The sequence below is a fragment of the Mycobacterium sp. smrl_JER01 genome (genome assembly GCF_048513595.2).
In the GTDB taxonomy this organism is placed as follows: domain Bacteria; phylum Actinomycetota; class Actinomycetes; order Mycobacteriales; family Mycobacteriaceae; genus Mycobacterium.
On record NZ_JBLXXK020000001.1, the window covers coordinates 1,352,169 to 1,368,388 of the forward strand.

Annotated in this window: 14 protein-coding genes and 1 pseudogene; 10 read left to right on the top strand and 5 right to left on the bottom strand. The window is 68.3% G+C overall.

Annotation, left to right across the window (positions count from 1 at the left end):
- Positions 1-12 precede the first annotated feature (12 nt).
- A complete protein-coding gene (locus ACNUDN_RS06470) occupies positions 13-906 on the top strand; it encodes a DUF4349 domain-containing protein (RefSeq protein ID WP_419125034.1) in 894 nt (297 codons plus the stop codon).
- Positions 907-1,020: 114 nt separating this feature from the next.
- On the opposite strand, the gene ACNUDN_RS06475 is transcribed toward ACNUDN_RS06470, so the two are convergent.
- Positions 1,021-1,311: a WhiB family transcriptional regulator gene (locus ACNUDN_RS06475; protein WP_067952340.1), complete on the bottom strand. Its 291-nt coding sequence runs from the start codon at positions 1,309-1,311 to the stop codon at positions 1,021-1,023.
- 501 nt (positions 1,312-1,812) lie between these two features.
- Here ACNUDN_RS06475 and ACNUDN_RS06480 point away from each other — a divergent pair.
- The 3 genes from ACNUDN_RS06480 to ACNUDN_RS06490 all read left to right on the top strand — a co-directional run bounded on the left by ACNUDN_RS06480 (position 1,813) and on the right by ACNUDN_RS06490 (position 4,548).
- The gene (locus tag ACNUDN_RS06480) at positions 1,813-2,589 is read left to right on the top strand and encodes a tetratricopeptide repeat protein (RefSeq protein WP_419125035.1); all 777 of its coding nucleotides are present in this window, start codon (positions 1,813-1,815) and stop codon (positions 2,587-2,589) included.
- 155 nt (positions 2,590-2,744) lie between these two features.
- A complete protein-coding gene (locus ACNUDN_RS06485) occupies positions 2,745-3,323 on the top strand; it encodes a sigma-70 family RNA polymerase sigma factor (protein WP_419121184.1) in 579 nt (192 codons plus the stop codon).
- Entirely contained in the window at positions 3,316-4,548 is a 1,233-nt protein-coding gene (locus ACNUDN_RS06490; protein ID WP_419121185.1) for an anti-sigma-D factor RsdA, read from the top strand. The genes ACNUDN_RS06485 and ACNUDN_RS06490 overlap by 8 nt, the downstream gene beginning before the upstream one ends.
- A gap of 22 nt (positions 4,549-4,570) precedes the next feature.
- On the opposite strand, the gene ACNUDN_RS06495 is transcribed toward ACNUDN_RS06490, so the two are convergent.
- The gene (locus ACNUDN_RS06495; protein WP_040540522.1) at positions 4,571-4,975 is read right to left on the bottom strand and encodes a DUF5319 domain-containing protein; all 405 of its coding nucleotides are present in this window, start codon (positions 4,973-4,975) and stop codon (positions 4,571-4,573) included.
- 160 nt (positions 4,976-5,135) lie between these two features.
- On the opposite strand from ACNUDN_RS06495, the gene guaB reads away from it, so the two are divergent.
- On the top strand, positions 5,136-6,695 hold the full coding sequence (gene guaB / locus ACNUDN_RS06500; RefSeq protein ID WP_419121186.1) for an IMP dehydrogenase: 1,560 nt from the start codon (positions 5,136-5,138) through the stop codon (positions 6,693-6,695).
- 40 nt (positions 6,696-6,735) lie between these two features.
- Positions 6,736-7,863, top strand: coding sequence for a GuaB3 family IMP dehydrogenase-related protein (locus tag ACNUDN_RS06505; protein WP_419125036.1), 1,128 nt, complete (start codon positions 6,736-6,738; stop codon positions 7,861-7,863).
- Positions 7,864-8,031: 168 nt separating this feature from the next.
- Here ACNUDN_RS06505 and ACNUDN_RS06510 read toward each other — a convergent pair.
- Positions 8,032-8,899: pseudogene (locus ACNUDN_RS06510) on the bottom strand (type IV toxin-antitoxin system AbiEi family antitoxin).
- Between the two features lie 229 nt (positions 8,900-9,128).
- Here ACNUDN_RS06510 and ACNUDN_RS06515 point away from each other — a divergent pair.
- The 4 genes from ACNUDN_RS06515 to guaA all read left to right on the top strand — a co-directional run bounded on the left by ACNUDN_RS06515 (position 9,129) and on the right by guaA (position 14,685).
- Positions 9,129-10,865 carry an FAD-dependent oxidoreductase gene (locus tag ACNUDN_RS06515; protein WP_431959554.1) on the top strand — a complete coding sequence of 579 codons (1,737 nt, stop codon included), beginning with the start codon at positions 9,129-9,131 and terminating at the stop codon, positions 10,863-10,865.
- An 18-nt stretch (positions 10,866-10,883) separates the two neighbouring features.
- Positions 10,884-11,720, top strand: coding sequence for a cysteine peptidase family C39 domain-containing protein (locus ACNUDN_RS06520; protein ID WP_419121187.1), 837 nt, complete (start codon positions 10,884-10,886; stop codon positions 11,718-11,720).
- Positions 11,721-12,161: 441 nt separating this feature from the next.
- A complete protein-coding gene (locus ACNUDN_RS06525; RefSeq protein WP_419121188.1) occupies positions 12,162-12,842 on the top strand; it encodes a response regulator in 681 nt (226 codons plus the stop codon).
- A 283-nt stretch (positions 12,843-13,125) separates the two neighbouring features.
- Positions 13,126-14,685: a glutamine-hydrolyzing GMP synthase gene (gene guaA / locus ACNUDN_RS06530; RefSeq protein ID WP_431959557.1), complete on the top strand. Its 1,560-nt coding sequence runs from the start codon at positions 13,126-13,128 to the stop codon at positions 14,683-14,685.
- 82 nt (positions 14,686-14,767) lie between these two features.
- Here the strand turns inward: guaA and ACNUDN_RS06535 are convergent, their stop codons facing one another.
- Both ACNUDN_RS06535 and ACNUDN_RS06540 read right to left on the bottom strand, forming a co-directional pair.
- Positions 14,768-15,331, bottom strand: coding sequence for a TenA family protein (locus ACNUDN_RS06535; protein WP_419121189.1), 564 nt, complete (start codon positions 15,329-15,331; stop codon positions 14,768-14,770).
- An 18-nt stretch (positions 15,332-15,349) separates the two neighbouring features.
- The gene (locus tag ACNUDN_RS06540) at positions 15,350-16,213 is read right to left on the bottom strand and encodes a MerR family transcriptional regulator (RefSeq protein ID WP_419121190.1); all 864 of its coding nucleotides are present in this window, start codon (positions 16,211-16,213) and stop codon (positions 15,350-15,352) included.
- Positions 16,214-16,220 lie beyond the last annotated feature (7 nt).

Consider the following 16,220-nt stretch of genomic DNA (forward strand, 5'->3'; position numbering starts at 1 on the left):
GCGATCCAGACGATGCCGGGCGGCTCCGGCGCGGTCGCGGACTCCGTTGCCGGGCCGGTGCCCGAGTTCGGCCCTGCGCCGGTGCCCCCGGAGTCCAAGCGCGATGTGGTCAAGACCGCGTCGCTGACGATGACCGTGCCGGATCCGTCGGAGGCCGCCGACGAGGCCGCCGTCATCGCCGAGCGTGCCGAGGGCCGCGTCGACAGCCGGTCCGAGGACGCGGGGTCCGGAACCGGCCGCGCCCTGACGATGATCGTGCTCCGGGTTCCCGCGGCCGAACTCGACGAAGTGATTCGTCAGCTCAAGGCGCTGGGCACCGTCGAGACCGCCAGCACCGCCGCCGACGACGTCACGGCGCAGCGGGTCGACCTGGACGCCAGGATCCGCGCGCTGCAGACCTCGGTGGACCGCCTGCTGGCGATCATGGGTGATGCCGGGGACCCCGATGCGTTGATCAAGGCCGAAGACGCGCTCGCGGAGCGGCAGGCCGAACTGGACAGCCTGCGCGCTCAGCGCGACGCTCTCGGCGATCGCATCGCCTACAGCACCGTGAACGTGAGCTTCGCCGCGGAACGGATCGGCGGACCGGCCCCGCAGCGCTACGAGGGATTCCTGGGCCAGGTCGAGCGTGGATGGGATGCGCTGGTCAGGGTGGTCGGCAACGGGGTGTTGCTGTTCGGGCTACTGCTGCCGTGGCTGGGCGTGCTGCTGGTCATCGGCGCCCTCGTCTACGGTCTGATTCGCTGGTCGCAGCGCAGCGTGGCGACCGCTACGCCCCAGAAACCGGATACGACGGGGCCGGACACGACGGGGCCGAATACGACGCACACCGCGGCTTCGACCCCGAAGGATGCCCAGCCGGCAGATGCGCCGCCGGGTGGCGCGGACGCCGGCGACAGAGACTAGACACCGGACCAGACTCGGAGGGGCGCCCAGCGCGACTGCGCTGTGCTGTCGGCGCCATGGGCTGCGCTTCGGCGGAACGTGCCGTACTCCGGCGCTATTCGCTGTACTCCGGCGCTATGCGCTGCGGCGAATTCCGCGCTTGAGCAGAAGCTCGCGCTCGGATTCGCTCAGGCCACCCCAGATGCCGTAGGGCTCACCGACGGCGAGGGCATGGGAACGGCACTGCGCGATCACCGGGCAACGACGGCACATTTCTTTGGCGCGCATCTCGCGCTGAGCGCGAGCGCGACCCCGCTCGCCGTCAGGGTGGAAGAACATCGACGAATCTACGCCTCGGCAAACGCCCTGCATCTGCCAATCCCAGATGTCTGCGTTCGGACCGGGTAGCTGCTGCGGCTGTGGCATAGGAAAATCCCTCCCTGCGGACCCATTTCGCGTCGCGCGAGTTTCTGGGTCGTTGGAACAAATCCGAGCACAGTCGCCGATGACCACTCGTGCACACAACGTAGAAGGGCTTCCGAATTGCCGTCAATAGCCTTGTCGTGTGCGGAACCACATAGTGGCAGGCCGAGAATTTACGTCACGTTCATCGAAGGAACGTTTAGTCAACGAGACCAGTGGTAAACGGTGCGGTCCGGAATGACGGTGACCGGTCATTTCGCTGATCGACATTGCGTCACGCCAGACATTTGGCAACCTTTGTCTGCTGTCTCGTTGACATTGCGGTAACACGGCATCCATGAACTGTTAACTAACGTGATTTTCAAATCACTGCGGGGTTGATACCGTCGCCCAGCGATGAGCACCGGTGCGGTCGTCGCCGCAAACGTCCCCGACGCCGCTTTCCCCGACGAGGGTTTCCCCGTCGAGGCCTTCCCCGACGAGGCCTTCGCCGACGACGTTTTCATGGACGCGGCCTTCGGCGCCGCGCCCGGCACCTGGCCGCTGCCGCCGGCCACCCGACCCCGCCAGCTGTGGCTGCGTGCCGTCGCTGCGGGCGGGCAGGGCCATTACGCCGTCGCTTTCACCGATCTGGACCGACTCTGCCGCCTACGGCCGTCCGAGACGCTGACCTCGCTGGCGATGAGCACCCGGGCCTCGTTCCTGCGCCAGCTGGGCTGGCACGACCGGGCCCGGGGTTGGGACGGCAGGGCGGCCGCGATCGCGGCGACCGGCGAGGCCGGCGCCGACGCGCTGATCGGGTTGGCCGCCGATGCGCTGGGGGTGGGGCGGTTCGCCGCGGCAGAGCGAGCGCTCGACCGCGCCGCGGCGCTGATCGAGGCGACGGGTTCACCGCGATCGCTGGTGCGGTTGTGCTGGGTGTCGGCCGAGCTGGCGATGTTCCGCGGTGATGGTGCGACCGCCGTCGACCACGCCGCCCGGGCCGTGCTGCTGGCCGCCGATCTCGGGTCGGCGCGCCATGAGGTGAAATCCGACGTGGTGCTCGCGGCGGCGCTGTGCAGCCGCGGCGATCTCGATGAGTGCCGGCGGGAGGCCGGCCGCGCGCTGAATCGGGCACTGCAGCTGGGCCTCGTCCCGCTGCAGTGGGCGGTGGCGTCGCTGCTCGCCGACATCGGCACGTCGGTGGGCAACGACGACTACTCGCCGGCGCAGATCCGGGAACTCCGCGACAGCGCCGCCGGAACCGTGACCAGATGGGGCGGCGTGTGGCGCCCGCGGTAACCGGGTTGTGGGCCATTGGATCGTTATTGTTTAGCTGAGCCGGCACCGACTGGAACCGGCCGATACCGACTGATATCCGACCGAATCACCCGACTGATCACGCCACCTCCCCTGAGGGATGTGTCCCCGACGTAACGCTGGAGAGCCTGCTCACGATGACAATTTCGGGAGAACGTCTCGATGCTGTCGTTGCTGAAGCTGTGGCCGGCGATCGGGATGCGCTCCGGGAGGTGCTGGAGACCATCCGCCCCCTCGTGGTCCGGTACTGCCGGGCCAGGGTGGGGACCGCGGAACGCAGCGGTCTTTCAGCTGATGACGTAGCTCAGGAGGTGTGCTTGGCCGCCATCACGGCGCTGCCGCGTTACCGGGATCAGGGACGACCGTTCCTGGCCTTCGTGTACGGGATTGCGGCGCACAAGGTAGCCGACGCGCATCGCGCCGCCGGGCGGAACAAGGCCGATCCGATGGACGTGGTGCCCGAGCGCCTCTCCGGCGAGGCCGGGCCCGAGCAGCTGGCCATCGACTCCGAGTCCTCGGCGCGGATGGCCGCGCTGCTGCAGATTCTCCCGGAGAAACAGCGCGAGATCCTCATACTGCGTGTCGTCGTCGGCATGAGCGCCGAAGAGACCGCCGACGCGGTGGGCAGCACCGCGGGTGCGGTGCGAGTGGCCCAGCACCGGGCGCTGACCCGGCTCAAAACCGAGATCATGGCGACGGGACGCGACCATGCCTGATTTCGGACGCGGGAACAACGGTGGCGATCCGTCGCTCGACGAGATCAATCGCACCGATCAGTTCCTCGACGCGCTCGCCTCGCAGCAGCAGCCGTACGTCACCGACCACGGTGAGGCCGAGCTGGCGAACCTGTTGGCGGGCTGGCGCGACGATGTGCGCGAGACCCCGATGGGTCATGTACTGCCCGTGCAGGATGCCGCAGCCGCGCTGGACCGGGCGACCAGGCCTGCGCCGCGCAGGCGGCTGTCGCTGGCGGTGGTCGGTTCGGCGGCCGCGGCGATGCTGGCCATCGGCGGGTTCGGCGCCGTGATCGCCGGATCCGGACCGGGCGACGCGATGTACGGACTGCGCACGATGCTGTTCGGCGAGCAGGCACAACCCCGCGACGACGCGGTGATACTCGCCGCCCAGACCGAGATGCAGCAAGTGCAGCAGCTCATCGAGCAGGGCGACTGGCAGGGCGCGCAGCAGAAGCTGGAGGCCGTCACGACCACCGTCGCGACCGTGAACGATCTGGAGAGCAGACAGGAACTGGTCACCCAGTGGCAGGAGCTCACGGTCAAGGTCGAGGCGCAGGATCCTGCGGCGACCATTGCGCCCGGTGCGCCGTTGCCCACCTTCCCCGAGTTGCCGCTGATCGTCCTCGATCCGGGTACCTCCCCGTCGGGGGACACCACCGAACCCGAGGCGACCCCGTCGCCGTCGGATACGACGCCACCGGAGGCGACGCCATCGGAGGCGACCCCGTCGCCAGCGCCGGACACGACAGCGCCGGATACGACAGCGCCGGATACGACAGCGCCGGATACGACAGCGCCAGAGGCGACCCCGTCGCCGTCGGGTACCACCACGGCACCGACGACCCCGGCGCCGACCACCCCGGCACCGACGACCACCCGGCCGCCGGAGGCGACCACGACCTCGGCTGCTGCGACCCCCTCGCCGACCACCACACGGGTGCCGGAGACGACCACGACCTCGGTGGGTGCGTCCCCGACGTCCCCGACGTCCCCGACGTCGACGACGGTGACCGTTCAGTCGACGACGCGGGCCGCCCTGCCGACGACGACGTCGGTCACGGTGCCGTCCCCGGTGTCGTCCCCAGCGATTGCGCCCACGTCGGTGCCGTCGGTCGAGGAAGAGCCGGCGCCATCCCCGGCGCCTGCACCGCTGCCGACGACGACACCGGTGATTCTGCTACCGGTGCCGGGTGCGGCGGGTTGATCGAGGTTCGGGGCGTGAACGCTCAGCGATAGCCGTCGGAATCCGAGGTGGCCTCGTTGAGCGAGGCGTCGGCGTAGCCGCGGCAGTAGTCCCACGTGACGTAGGAATCGGGCTCGGGATCGTAGGCCGGCTCGTGTGGACGGACGGTGCCGTCGACCAGCAGCTGCAACAGGTTGGCGCGCAGCATGTCCCAGTCGTGGTAGTGATCCTGCTGACATTCGTCGCAGCACACGACGAGTCCGCGAATTCCCTTGTGAGCCAGCAGGGCCTCGTAGACGGCGAGGTCGGCGAGATCTGCCTCGACCGCGGTGCGTTCCTGCGGATCCAGCGGCTGACCTGGTTCCAGAGCGTCGAGCGCCGCCGACGGATCGCTCGGGTCGTCGGCGAACGGGTCAGGCGGCAATCCTGGTGGCAGGTGGTCTCGCACGATCCCAGACTACGCAGCCTCCCAGGTATCGCGCCAGCGCATGCCCGGCACGCCGCGGTGAACGCATACAGCAAGCTCTGCGCGGGTTCGTGAGCCGATAAGATGTGCTTTTCAGGTGGTTTGTCACCTGGCTGCATCTGTTACCGGAGGCCTCACCCCTATGTCGATCGCCGAAAGCAGCATCCCCATCGCCGTTCCCGTGCCCACCGGCGGCGACGACCCGACCAAGGTCGCGATGCTCGGGCTCACCTTCGACGATGTCCTGCTGTTGCCCGCCGCCTCGGATGTGATCCCGGCCACAGCGGACACCTCGAGTCAGCTGACCCGCAAGATCCGGCTGAAGGTACCGCTGGTCAGTTCGGCGATGGACACCGTGACCGAGTCGCGGATGGCGATCGCGATGGCCCGTGCCGGCGGTATGGGTGTGCTGCACCGCAACTTGCCGGTCGCCGAACAGGCCGGACAGGTCGAGACGGTCAAGCGGTCTGAGGCCGGCATGGTGACCGACCCGGTCACCTGCTCCCCGGACAACACCCTGGCCGAGGTGGACGCGATGTGCGCGCGGTTCCGCATCTCCGGTCTGCCCGTCGTCGACGACACCGGTTCCCTCGTCGGGATCATCACCAACCGCGACATGCGTTTCGAGGTCGACCAGTCCAAGCCGGTCTCGGAGGTGATGACGAAGGCTCCGCTAATCACGGCGCAGGAGGGCGTGTCCGCCGAAGCAGCGCTGGGGCTGCTGCGCCGCCACAAGATCGAGAAGCTGCCCATCGTCGACGGCAACGGCAAACTCACCGGGCTCATCACCGTCAAGGACTTCGTCAAGACCGAACAGTTCCCGCTGGCCACCAAGGACAGCGACGGACGCCTGCTGGTCGGGGCTGCCGTCGGTGTCGGCGACGACGCCTGGACCCGCGCGATGACGCTCGCCGACGCCGGGGTCGACGTGCTGATCGTCGATACCGCCCATGCCCACAACCGCGGTGTGCTCGACATGGTGCACCGGCTCAAAGTCGCCGTCGGGGACCGGGTCGAGGTGGTCGGCGGCAATGTGGCCACCCGGGCCGCGGCCGCCGCGCTGGTGCAGGCAGGTGCGGACGCGGTGAAGGTCGGCGTCGGGCCCGGCTCGATCTGTACCACCCGTGTGGTCGCCGGGGTGGGCGCCCCGCAGATCACCGCGATCCTGGAAGCGGTCGCGGCGTGCGCGCCGCACGGCGTTCCGGTGATCGCCGACGGAGGGCTGCAGTACTCGGGCGACATCGCCAAGGCGCTGGCCGCCGGCGCGTCGACCGCGATGCTGGGATCTCTGCTGGCCGGCACCGCGGAATCGCCCGGCGATCTGATCCTGGTCAACGGCAAGCAGTTCAAGGGCTACCGCGGCATGGGATCGTTGGGGGCCATGCAGGGCCGGTCCAACAGTGCGGGTGGTGGCACACGGGGTTCCTTCTCCAAGGACCGCTACTTCCAGGACGACGTGCTCTCCGAGGACAAGTTGGTGCCCGAGGGCATCGAGGGCCGGGTGCCGTTCCGGGGCCCGCTGTCGACGGTGATCCACCAGCTCGTCGGCGGCCTGCGCGCCGCGATGGGTTACACCGGCTCGGCGACCATCGAACAGCTTCAGCAGGCGCAGTTCGTCCAGATCACCGCGGCCGGGCTCAAGGAGAGCCACCCACACGACATCACCATGACTGTGGAAGCCCCGAACTACACCACCCGCTAGGGTCGGCACGGGCCAACACAGGGGAGTGAACATGCGAGACATGGTGGAGATCGGCATGGGCCGGACCGCCCGTCGCACCTACGAACTCGGCGACATCAACATCGTGCCGTCCCGGCGCACCCGTTCGTCGAAGGACGTGTCGACGGCGTGGCAGCTCGACGCGTACCGCTTCGAGATCCCGGTGCTGGCACATCCGACCGATGCCCTGGTGTCGGTGGAGTTCGCGATCGAGATGGGCAGGCTCGGCGGACTGGGCGTGCTCAACGGCGAGGGGCTCATCGGTCGCCACGCCGACGTCGAGGACAAGATCGCGCAGGTGGTCGAGGCCGCCGACAACGATCCGGACCCGTCGGCGTCGACCCGGCTGTTGCAGCAATTGCATTCGGCCCCACTGGATCTCGACCTGCTCGGCGCCGCCGTGGCGCGCATCCGGGAAGCCGGGGTCACCACCGCGGTGCGGGTCAGCCCGCAGAACGCGCAATCGCTGACGCCGACGCTGGTGGCTGCCGGCATCGACCTGCTCGTCATCCAGGGCACCATCATCTCCGCCGAACGGGTGGCCCAGAACAGTGAGCCGCTCAACCTCAAGACGTTCATCTCCGAACTCGACGTACCGGTGGTGGCCGGCGGTGTGCTCGACCACCGGACCGCGCTGCACCTGATGCGTACCGGGGCGGCCGGAGTCATCGTCGGTTACGGCTCGACGTCGGGGGTGACGACCTCCGACGAGGTGTTGGGCATCAGCGTGCCGATGGCCACCGCGATCGCCGATGCCGCGGCGGCACGGCGGGAGTACCTCGACGAGACCGGCGGGCGCTACGTGCATGTGCTGGCCGACGGTGACATCCACACCTCCGGCGATCTGGCCAAGGCCATCGCCTGTGGGGCCGACGCGGTCGTGCTCGGCACCCCGTTGGCGGTGTCGGCCGAGGCGCTCGGCGGCGGCTGGTTCTGGCCGGCCGCAGCAGCGCACCCGTCGCTGCCGCGCGGCGCGCTGCTGCAGGTGGCCGACGAGGAGCGGCCGTCGCTCGATCAGGTGCTCAACGGCCCGTCCGACGATCCGTTCGGCTCGCTGAACCTCGTCGGCGGGCTGGCGCGGTCCATGGCCAAGGCCGGCTACTGCGATCTGAAGGAATTCCAGAAGGTCGGTCTCACCGTCGGCAGCTGAGGCGGCTGAGGTGCCGTGCTGCGGCGGCTGAGGTTCCGAGCTGTGGCGGCGGCTGAGGTGCCGTGCTGCGGCGGCGGCTGAGGTGCCGTGCTGCGGGCCCGCCGTCGTGGTCGGACTGCAGCGAGTGTGAAGCCATCGTCACGCTCGGCTCCAGATGTGCCGACATCTTCACGCTGGGCGGTGCAGTTGCGGTGGACGAGGCATCCGCCGCGCACGCGCCGCGCGCACCCGCCGCACGATGTCGGCGGGGTCGTCGCCGGCGAGTACCCGGATCACGATCCAACCGCGTCGGGCAGCGATTTCGAGTCGGCGCACATCCCAGCGGTACTGCGACCGCATGGTGCGGTGCTGTTCGCCGTCGTACTCGACGGCGACCTTGAGGTCGCGCCAGCCCATGTCGAGATAGGCGACGATCGAGCCCGTGTCGTCGCGCACCGGGATCTGGGTGGCCGGCGGCGGCAAACCATCGTCGATCAGCAGCAGCCGCACATAGGTTTCCTTCGGCGACTGCGCGCCCGGGTCGGCTGTCTGCAGGACTCGTCGGGCGGAGACGATCCCGCGTCGGCCGGGATGCCGATCGGCAAGCGCGGCGACCTCGGCGACATCGAGACCGGTGGCACGCAGCAAGGCGTCGATGGCAGTCACCGCCTCCAACCGCGGATACCAGCACGCCAGGTCGAGCGCTGTGCGCGCCGGTGTCGTCACCGCCATGCCGTCGATGACCGCGACCTCGTCGTCGCTGATGGTGTCGCCGCGGATACGCAGTCCCGGTAGACGGTGGCGATTGTGGTGGATCAGTTCCACCGGGTCACCGGCGTCGATCCAGGCGGCGCCGTGCACTGCCGCCGCGGACCGTCCCGCGACGGTCGCCGTGCGCCCTGACCACAGCCACCCCGCGCGCGCTCGCGTCGCCGCCGTGATACTCGGCATCGGCGGCGATGTAGACGTCACGGAACAGCCGCACGTGGTTGCGCTGCAGCTCACCCCAGGTCATACCGCAGGTCACGGCTTCGCTGCCCCTGAATGGTTCCCCCATGGGCGCAGTGTGCCGACGCAGTCCGACACCAGGTGCCCGTCGGGCGGGCGCGCGGGCCGTGAGCGACGGCCGGGTGTGAAGGTATCCGCGCAGACGGGTCCGAGCGTGAAGACATCGTCACACTCGGGCTCGGCGGCGAAGGGGCCGCGCGGCGCCCAGACCAGATCTTCTTTACAAATTAGGCATGCCTGTCTAGCGGTCTACCGGCCGGTAAGTTCATACTGGGTCGATGAAGCCTGACTATGACGTGCTGATCATCGGCTCGGGGTTCGGCGGCAGCGTAAGCGCGCTGCGCCTGACCGAGAAGGGCTACCGCGTCGGCGTGCTGGAAGCCGGTCGTCGCTACGCCGACGAGGAGTTCGCCAAGACGTCGTGGAACCTGCGGAAGTTCCTGTGGGCCCCGCAGTTCGGCATGTACGGGATCCAGCGCATCCACCTGCTGCGCAACGTGATGATCCTGGCCGGCGCCGGGGTCGGCGGCGGATCGTTGAACTACGCGAACACGCTGTACGTGCCGCCGGAACCGTTCTTCAACGACCCGCAGTGGAAGGCCATCACCGACTGGCGCGCCGAACTGATGCCGCACTACGACCAGGCGCAGCGGATGCTCGGCGTGGTCACCAACCCGACGTTCACCGATGCTGACCGGATCATGAAGGAGGTCGCCGAGGACATGGGCGTCGGCGACACTTTCGTGCCGACCCCGGTCGGGGTGTTCTTCGGTCCCGACAACGAGAAGACCCCGGGGAAGACCGTGCCCGACCCCTACTTCGGCGGTGCCGGTCCGGCGCGCACCGGATGCATCGAGTGTGGCTCCTGCATGACGGGCTGCCGCTACGGGGCCAAGAACACCCTGCTGAAGAACTATCTCGGACTGGCCGAGAAAGCCGGTGCGCACGTGCATCCGCTCACCATGGTCACCGGCTTCGAACAGCGTGCCGACGGGCTGTGGGAGGTCCGGACCGCGCGCACCGGCGGCAAGCTGCGGCGACGCCGCAAGACGTTCACTGCCAACCACGTGATCCTGGCTGCGGGCACCTATGGCACCCAGAAGCTGCTGTTCAAGATGCGCGACGCCGGAAAGCTGCCGAAGCTGTCCGACAAACTCGGCGTGCTCACCCGCACCAACTCCGAGTCCATCGTCGGCGCCGGACGGCTGAAGGTCGGTGACGATCTCGACCTCACCCACGGTGTCGCGATCACCTCCTCGATTCACCCGACCTCGGACACCCATGTGGAACCTGTGCGCTACGGCAAAGGCTCCAACGCGATGGGCCTGCTGCAGACGTTGATGACCGACGGCACCGGTCCGCTCGGTACCGATGTCCCGCGCTGGCGTCAGCTGCTCGTGACCGCGCGCGAGGATCCCCGGGGGACGCTGCGCCTGCTCAATCCGCGCCGCTGGAGCGAACGCACCATGATCGCGCTGGTGATGCAGCACCTGGACAACTCGATCACCACGTTCACCCGCAAGACCAGGTTCGGCTTCCGGATGCTCGACAGCAAGCAGGGTCACGGCGAACCCAATCCGAGCTGGATCCCGGCGGGCAACGAGGTGACCCGGCGCATCGCCGAGAAGATCGACGGCGTCGCGGGCGGGACCTGGGGTGAACTGTTCAACATTCCACTGACCGCGCACTTCCTCGGCGGCGCGGCGATCGGCGAGAGCCCTGAGCGCGGGGTGATCGACCCCTATCAGCGCGTGTACGGCTACCCGACGCTGTCGGTGATGGACGGCGCCGCGATCTCGGCGAACCTCGGTGTGAACCCGTCGCTTTCGATCACCGCGCAGGCCGAACGGGCGGCGTCGCTGTGGCCGAACAAGGGCGAGGACGATCTGCGACCGCAGCAGGGCCAGCCGTATCGGCGGTTGTCGCCGATCGAGCCCAAGAGCCCGGTGGTGCCCGCGGATGCGCCCGCGGCGCTGCGTCGGATCCCGATCGAACCGGTCAGCTCAGCGGGTTAGTTCTGTTAGCTTCTCGGGGTGGCTCTACTCTCGAGAAGCGAACTCGCCGTTGCGGTTGTCGCCGGATGGGCGGTGGCGTTCGGGGTTGCGTGCGGTTCCAGCGCCACACCCCAGACACCGGCTACTCCGGCGCCGTCATCGGCGGCGGCTGCTTCGGTGGCAGCCCCCAACTTCACCTGCCGCGGGCATGACGGGACACGGTCGGCCCGACAGTTCGATGCCGCCGGCGACAAGGCCGAGGGGATGCCCGAGGAGGCCGGCACCGAGATCGTCGGCGGCGTCTTCGGCGATCCCGAAGCAGCCACCCGGTTCTGGGAGCAACAGAGTGAAGGTGACTGCGGTCTGATGGCCACCCGCATGGTGGTCGGCGAAATCACCGGCGATCCGCCCACCGAGCGCGAGATCATCGACCTGGCCGCCGACACCCCGAGCCAGTGCTCCCCGGGGGAGCCGGTGTACGACGAGAGTATCGACCCGGCCGACGGTGGCGTCGGGCACGGCACCTGCTCGACGGATCTGCTGTTGCTGCTCAAGCACTTCGGAATCGACGCCGACTACACCAACGATGATGAGGCCGCCGCCGGCGGACTCGACACCGGCATCGACGCGCTGGCCGACTATCTCGGTAACGGGCAGCAGGCGATGGTGTGCGTGAACTCCCGCATCATCTGGGACACCGATGGGGACCGGACCAACTGTGGCCACATGATCACCGTCGCCGCGATCGACTTCGACAACGACATCGTCTATCTCGGCGACAGCGGCGGCGACGACACCCGTGGCGAACAGGTCAGTATCGACACCTTCGAGTCCGCATGGGCGACCGGGGAACACGAACTCATCGTGACCCGCTGACGGCGACTGGTGCCGCTGGGGCCTGTGAGGCGCCACAACTCACGACCGGACATGGCGACCTCGGCGTCACCCTGAGGGGCGCCGTGCCGGAGCTCGAACGTCGCCACGGTCCGTCCCAGCGAAACCGATGCGTTGTCTGCCCGACGGTGGCCCGCTTGCACATAGGTGATCGACGGGCTTGCCGGTCGCATTCGTGTCAGTCGAACGTACTAATTCGCTGAGGTGGGCGTTACCGCCGTCCTGGGGGGTTCTCAGCCCAGGGTCAGCGCGGTTTGCCCAGCGTTACGCCACCGCGGAGGCGCGATGTGGCGGGCAGCCGAGCGGTGCCGCTCGCAACGACGTCGGGCTTTCCCATCGCGGCGGGCCCGCGGGCTGCGTTTAAATATCCGCAGGGTAGGAGACATCTGTCGCAGCTGTCTTGTTGGGGGGAGGTGCCGGGGGATGTCCCGCGAGAACGAGGCGCGGCGACCGGTGCGTATCGCGATCATCGACGATCACGATGTCGTGCACGCAGGAATTCAGGCGTGGTGCAAGGACGCTGACCCGCCGATCGAACTCGTCGACAGTTTCCTGCGGCCGGCTGAGTACTTCGCGAAGTACCCGTCCGGCGACGGCAAAGTCGATGTGGTGCTGCTGGATTTGCAGATCGAAGGCAACCGGCCCGACTTTCAGACGCTGTCCGCGCTTGCCGACCGCGATCAACGTGTCGTCGTGTACTCCCACATCACCACCGACGAGGTGATTCTGCGGTGCCTGGATCTGGGCGCGGTGACCTACCTGGTGAAGTCCGAGGGCAAAAGGCACCTGATCGAGGCGATCCATTCCGCCCACACCGCAACGCCCTATGTGGGCCCGCGGATGGGCAAGGCAATGCTCAACGACAGCACCGTCGGGCGGATCAAACTCACCGAGCGGGAGATGCAGGTCCTGGTGGCGTGGTTTCAGACCGAGAGCAAGGACCTCGTCGCCAAGCGGCTGTTCATCGCACCGACGACGGTGCGCACTCACCTGCAGCGGGCGCGGGCGAAGTACGCCGGCGTAGGCCGGCCCGCCCCGACGAAGTCAGCACTGCTGGCGCGCGCCATCGAGGATGGCATCCTCAGTCTCAATGACCTCTATTAGCGGCGGCGACCTCTACTAGCGGCGGCGACTTCTACTAGCGGCGGCGACCTCTGTCAGCGGCGGCGGGCGATCGTTCTGACGGCCGAACGGCAACCGATATCGGCCGTTCGGTCGACAGACAGGGTCGACGGCCGCGGGCTAGCGTTGCCAGTGCTCGAAAGAGCCCTGGGGGAATCAGCGTGATCGTCGGCAGTGCTGCCGCGGGTCGGCGGCAGGGGGGGTGTGCCGACCTGCAGGCACTCCGGCGATCACGCTGGCCGGGCCGGCTCACTAGACTGACCCGGTGGAATCTGCAGCCCCCCGCCCGGTCCTGGTCGTCGACTTCGGCGCGCAGTACGCACAGCTGATCGCTCGGCGTGTCCGCGAGGCGCGGGTGTACTCCGAGGTCGTCCCGCACACCGCCTCCGTCGAGGAGATCAAGGCCCGCGAACCCCGCGCCATCGTGCTGTCCGGCGGGCCGGCCAGCGTCTACGCCGAGGGTGCTCCGCAGCTGGACCCGGGCCTGTTCGACCTCGACGTCCCGGTCTTCGGTATCTGCTACGGATTTCAGGCGATGGCGCAGGCGCTCGGCGGCACCGTCGCGCACACCGGAACCAGCGAGTACGGCCGCACCGAACTGAGAGTGGCTGGTGGGCAACTGCATACCGACCTGCCCGAGACGCAGCCGGTGTGGATGAGTCACGGGGATGCGGTGACGGCCGCCCCCGAGGGTTTCGAGGTGGTCGCCACCAGCGCGGGTGCCCCGGTGGCGGCGTTCGAGAACCCGGGCCGCAGGCTCGCCGGCGTGCAGTATCACCCCGAGGTGATGCACAGCCCGCACGGTCAGCAGGTGCTCAGCCGGTTCCTCCACGAATTCGCCGGAATCGACGCGACCTGGACCCCGGCCAACATCGCCGACGCGCTGGTCGAGCAGGTGCGCGCCCAGGTCGGTGACGGCCGCGCGATCTGCGGACTTTCCGGCGGGGTCGATTCGGCGGTGGCCGCCGCGCTGGTGCAGCGCGCCATCGGAGACCGGCTCACGTGTGTGTTCGTCGACCATGGTTTGCTCCGCGCCGGCGAGCGCGCGCAGGTGCAGCGTGATTTTGTCGCCGCGACCGGCGCCAATCTGGTGACCGTCGATGTCGCCGACCGCTTCCTGGAGGCGCTCTCGGGCGTGACCAATCCCGAGGGTAAGCGCAAGATCATCGGCCGCGAATTCATCCGGGCCTTCGAAGGCGCGGTGCGTGACACGCTGGGCGCCGTCGACGGCGAGGTCGAGTTTCTGGTGCAGGGCACGCTCTATCCCGACGTGGTGGAGTCCGGTGGCGGATCCGGTGCGGCCAACATCAAGAGTCACCACAATGTCGGCGGGTTACCTGCGGACCTGAAGTTCACCCTGGTCGAACCACTGCGGTTACTGTTCAAGGACGAGGTCCGGGCGGTGGGCCGGGAACTCGGCCTGCCGGAGGAAATCGTTGCGCGCCAGCCCTTCCCGGGCCCCGGTCTGGGAATCCGGATCGTCGGTGAGGTCACCGCCGACCGGCTCGACACGCTGCGCCGGGCCGATGCCATCACCCGTGAGGAACTGACCTCGGCGGGGCTGGACCACCAGATCTGGCAGTGCCCGGTGGTGCTGCTCGCCGACGTCCGCTCGGTGGGTGTGCAGGGCGACGGCCGGACCTACGGTCATCCCATCGTGCTGCGTCCGGTGTCCAGCGAGGACGCGATGACCGCGGATTGGACACGGGTCCCTTACGAAGTGCTGGAGCGCATTTCGACACGGATCACCAACGAGGTGCCCGAGGTCAACCGGGTGGTGCTCGACATCACCAGCAAGCCCCCGGGCACCATCGAGTGGGAGTGAGGCCGTCGCCGCCCTGGCGATTGCCCGCAACAGGAGAGACGTCGCACCGAGATGAGTGCCGATGCGAGCCGCGAGGTTCACCTCAGCTAGTGCTCAGCGCCATGTCCCAGAAGGCGATTTCGAGAGTGAGCACCTCGGCGATCACCTCGGCGTGACCGTCCGGGGTGGCCAGGTCGCGGAGGTCCTGGACGTATGCGGCGAAGCCGGGATCGGTCCAGTGCGTGATGAATTCGCCGAAAGGTGAGGACTCTGACGTCGCCGTGGTCCATGCGCGCAGGTAGACCTCTTCGATGACCCACAGTGCGGTCAGGGCACGATCGAATGCGGCGGTGTCGAGTCGTTGCAGAAGCTCCCGGTAGGCCAGCGTCGCCGGCAGTGCGGGCCGGTCCAGGTCGATCCCGCGGCGGGCCGCCTGTTCGTCGAACCAGTCGAGTTCGTCCACCAGCGCGCTACACCCGGCTGCCAGTGTGGACTGTGCGGTCCGGTGCGCGCGCGCCAGCAGGCGTGCCTGGAATGTGAGCAGGTCGGCGATGAACAACGCGTCCTGGACCAGCCACCGGTTGAACTCCGAGTCGCCGATGGTGCCGTCCCGCACCTGATCGAGGAAGCGGTGTCGGGTCGCGGCGTCCCACAGATCGTCGTGCACGCTCGCAGGATAGTGGCTCTACTCTCCGGCGGCTGTCTGCTTCTCGATCAGGTCGCCGAGCATCTGCGCGACCACGGATTCCACCTGCGATTCGATCGAGGATGCCAAGGTGGCCCCGACCGCGGTGACGGCCTGGGTGCGGAACCGCACCAGGGTGGTGATCAGTTGGGCGACTTCGACATCGTCGGGCAGGGCGGCGCCGGGGTTGATCTTGTCGACGACCTCTTCGAGGCCCGCCTGCACCAGAATCGCGCTGATCTGGTCGAGCAGCGGGCTCACCTGTTCGTGGATGTCGATGAGCTTGCCGAAAGCCACCCCGTACTGGCGGATCTCGGTGAACGCCTCCACCAACGTCGGTCGCACGATGGTGGCCTGTTCGTCATCCTCGAGCCGGATGATGCCCAGCGAGACCAGCCGGTCGAAGCCGGCCTCGTCGGCGATGAGTCGACGCGCGGCGGTCACCGGCATACGTTGCGGCTTCTCGGTTGCCCAGCTGCCCGCTATCGCCGACTCAAGGCCCAGCATGTCGCCGAGATCCTTACCCTGTTCCCACGCCGAGAGCATCTCCTTGACGTGGGCGATGTTGTAGCCACGGTCCAGCAACGAGGTGATCAGCCGCAGCCTCGTCAGGTGGGTGTCGTTGAACAGCGCGATCCGGCCCACCCGCAGCGGCGGGTGTAGCAGACCCCGATCGCGGTACACCCGGATGTTGCGGGTGGTGGTCCCCGCCAGCCGCGCCAGATCGTCGATCCGGTATTCGCCGGAATCGGCGACCGCGTGTGGTTGCACCGCAGCGTCGAACAACTGCGACACCGCGTTCTCGACGACGTCGCGAGAGCCGCGGCGAACCCGCCGCAGGATGGTCTGGATCGGCCCCGACATCGAAGGT

Bases quoted from the DNA above. Each gene is read 5' to 3' on its own strand.
- ACNUDN_RS06470 (WP_419125034.1), top strand. From the start codon at position 13: ATGCCGGGCGGCTCCGGCGCGGTCGCGGACTCCGTTGCCGGGCCGGTG.
- ACNUDN_RS06475 (WP_067952340.1), bottom strand. From the start codon at position 1,311: ATGCCACAGCCGCAGCAGCTACCCGGTCCGAACGCAGACATCTGGGAT.
- ACNUDN_RS06480 (WP_419125035.1), top strand. From the start codon at position 1,813: ATGGACGCGGCCTTCGGCGCCGCGCCCGGCACCTGGCCGCTGCCGCCG.
- ACNUDN_RS06485 (WP_419121184.1), top strand. From the start codon at position 2,745: ATGACAATTTCGGGAGAACGTCTCGATGCTGTCGTTGCTGAAGCTGTG.
- ACNUDN_RS06490 (WP_419121185.1), top strand. From the start codon at position 3,316: ATGCCTGATTTCGGACGCGGGAACAACGGTGGCGATCCGTCGCTCGAC.
- guaB (WP_419121186.1), top strand. From the start codon at position 5,136: ATGTCGATCGCCGAAAGCAGCATCCCCATCGCCGTTCCCGTGCCCACC.
- ACNUDN_RS06505 (WP_419125036.1), top strand. From the start codon at position 6,736: ATGGTGGAGATCGGCATGGGCCGGACCGCCCGTCGCACCTACGAACTC.
- ACNUDN_RS06515 (WP_431959554.1), top strand. From the start codon at position 9,129: ATGAAGCCTGACTATGACGTGCTGATCATCGGCTCGGGGTTCGGCGGC.
- ACNUDN_RS06525 (WP_419121188.1), top strand. From the start codon at position 12,162: ATGTCCCGCGAGAACGAGGCGCGGCGACCGGTGCGTATCGCGATCATC.
- ACNUDN_RS06540 (WP_419121190.1), bottom strand. From the start codon at position 16,213: ATGTCGGGGCCGATCCAGACCATCCTGCGGCGGGTTCGCCGCGGCTCT.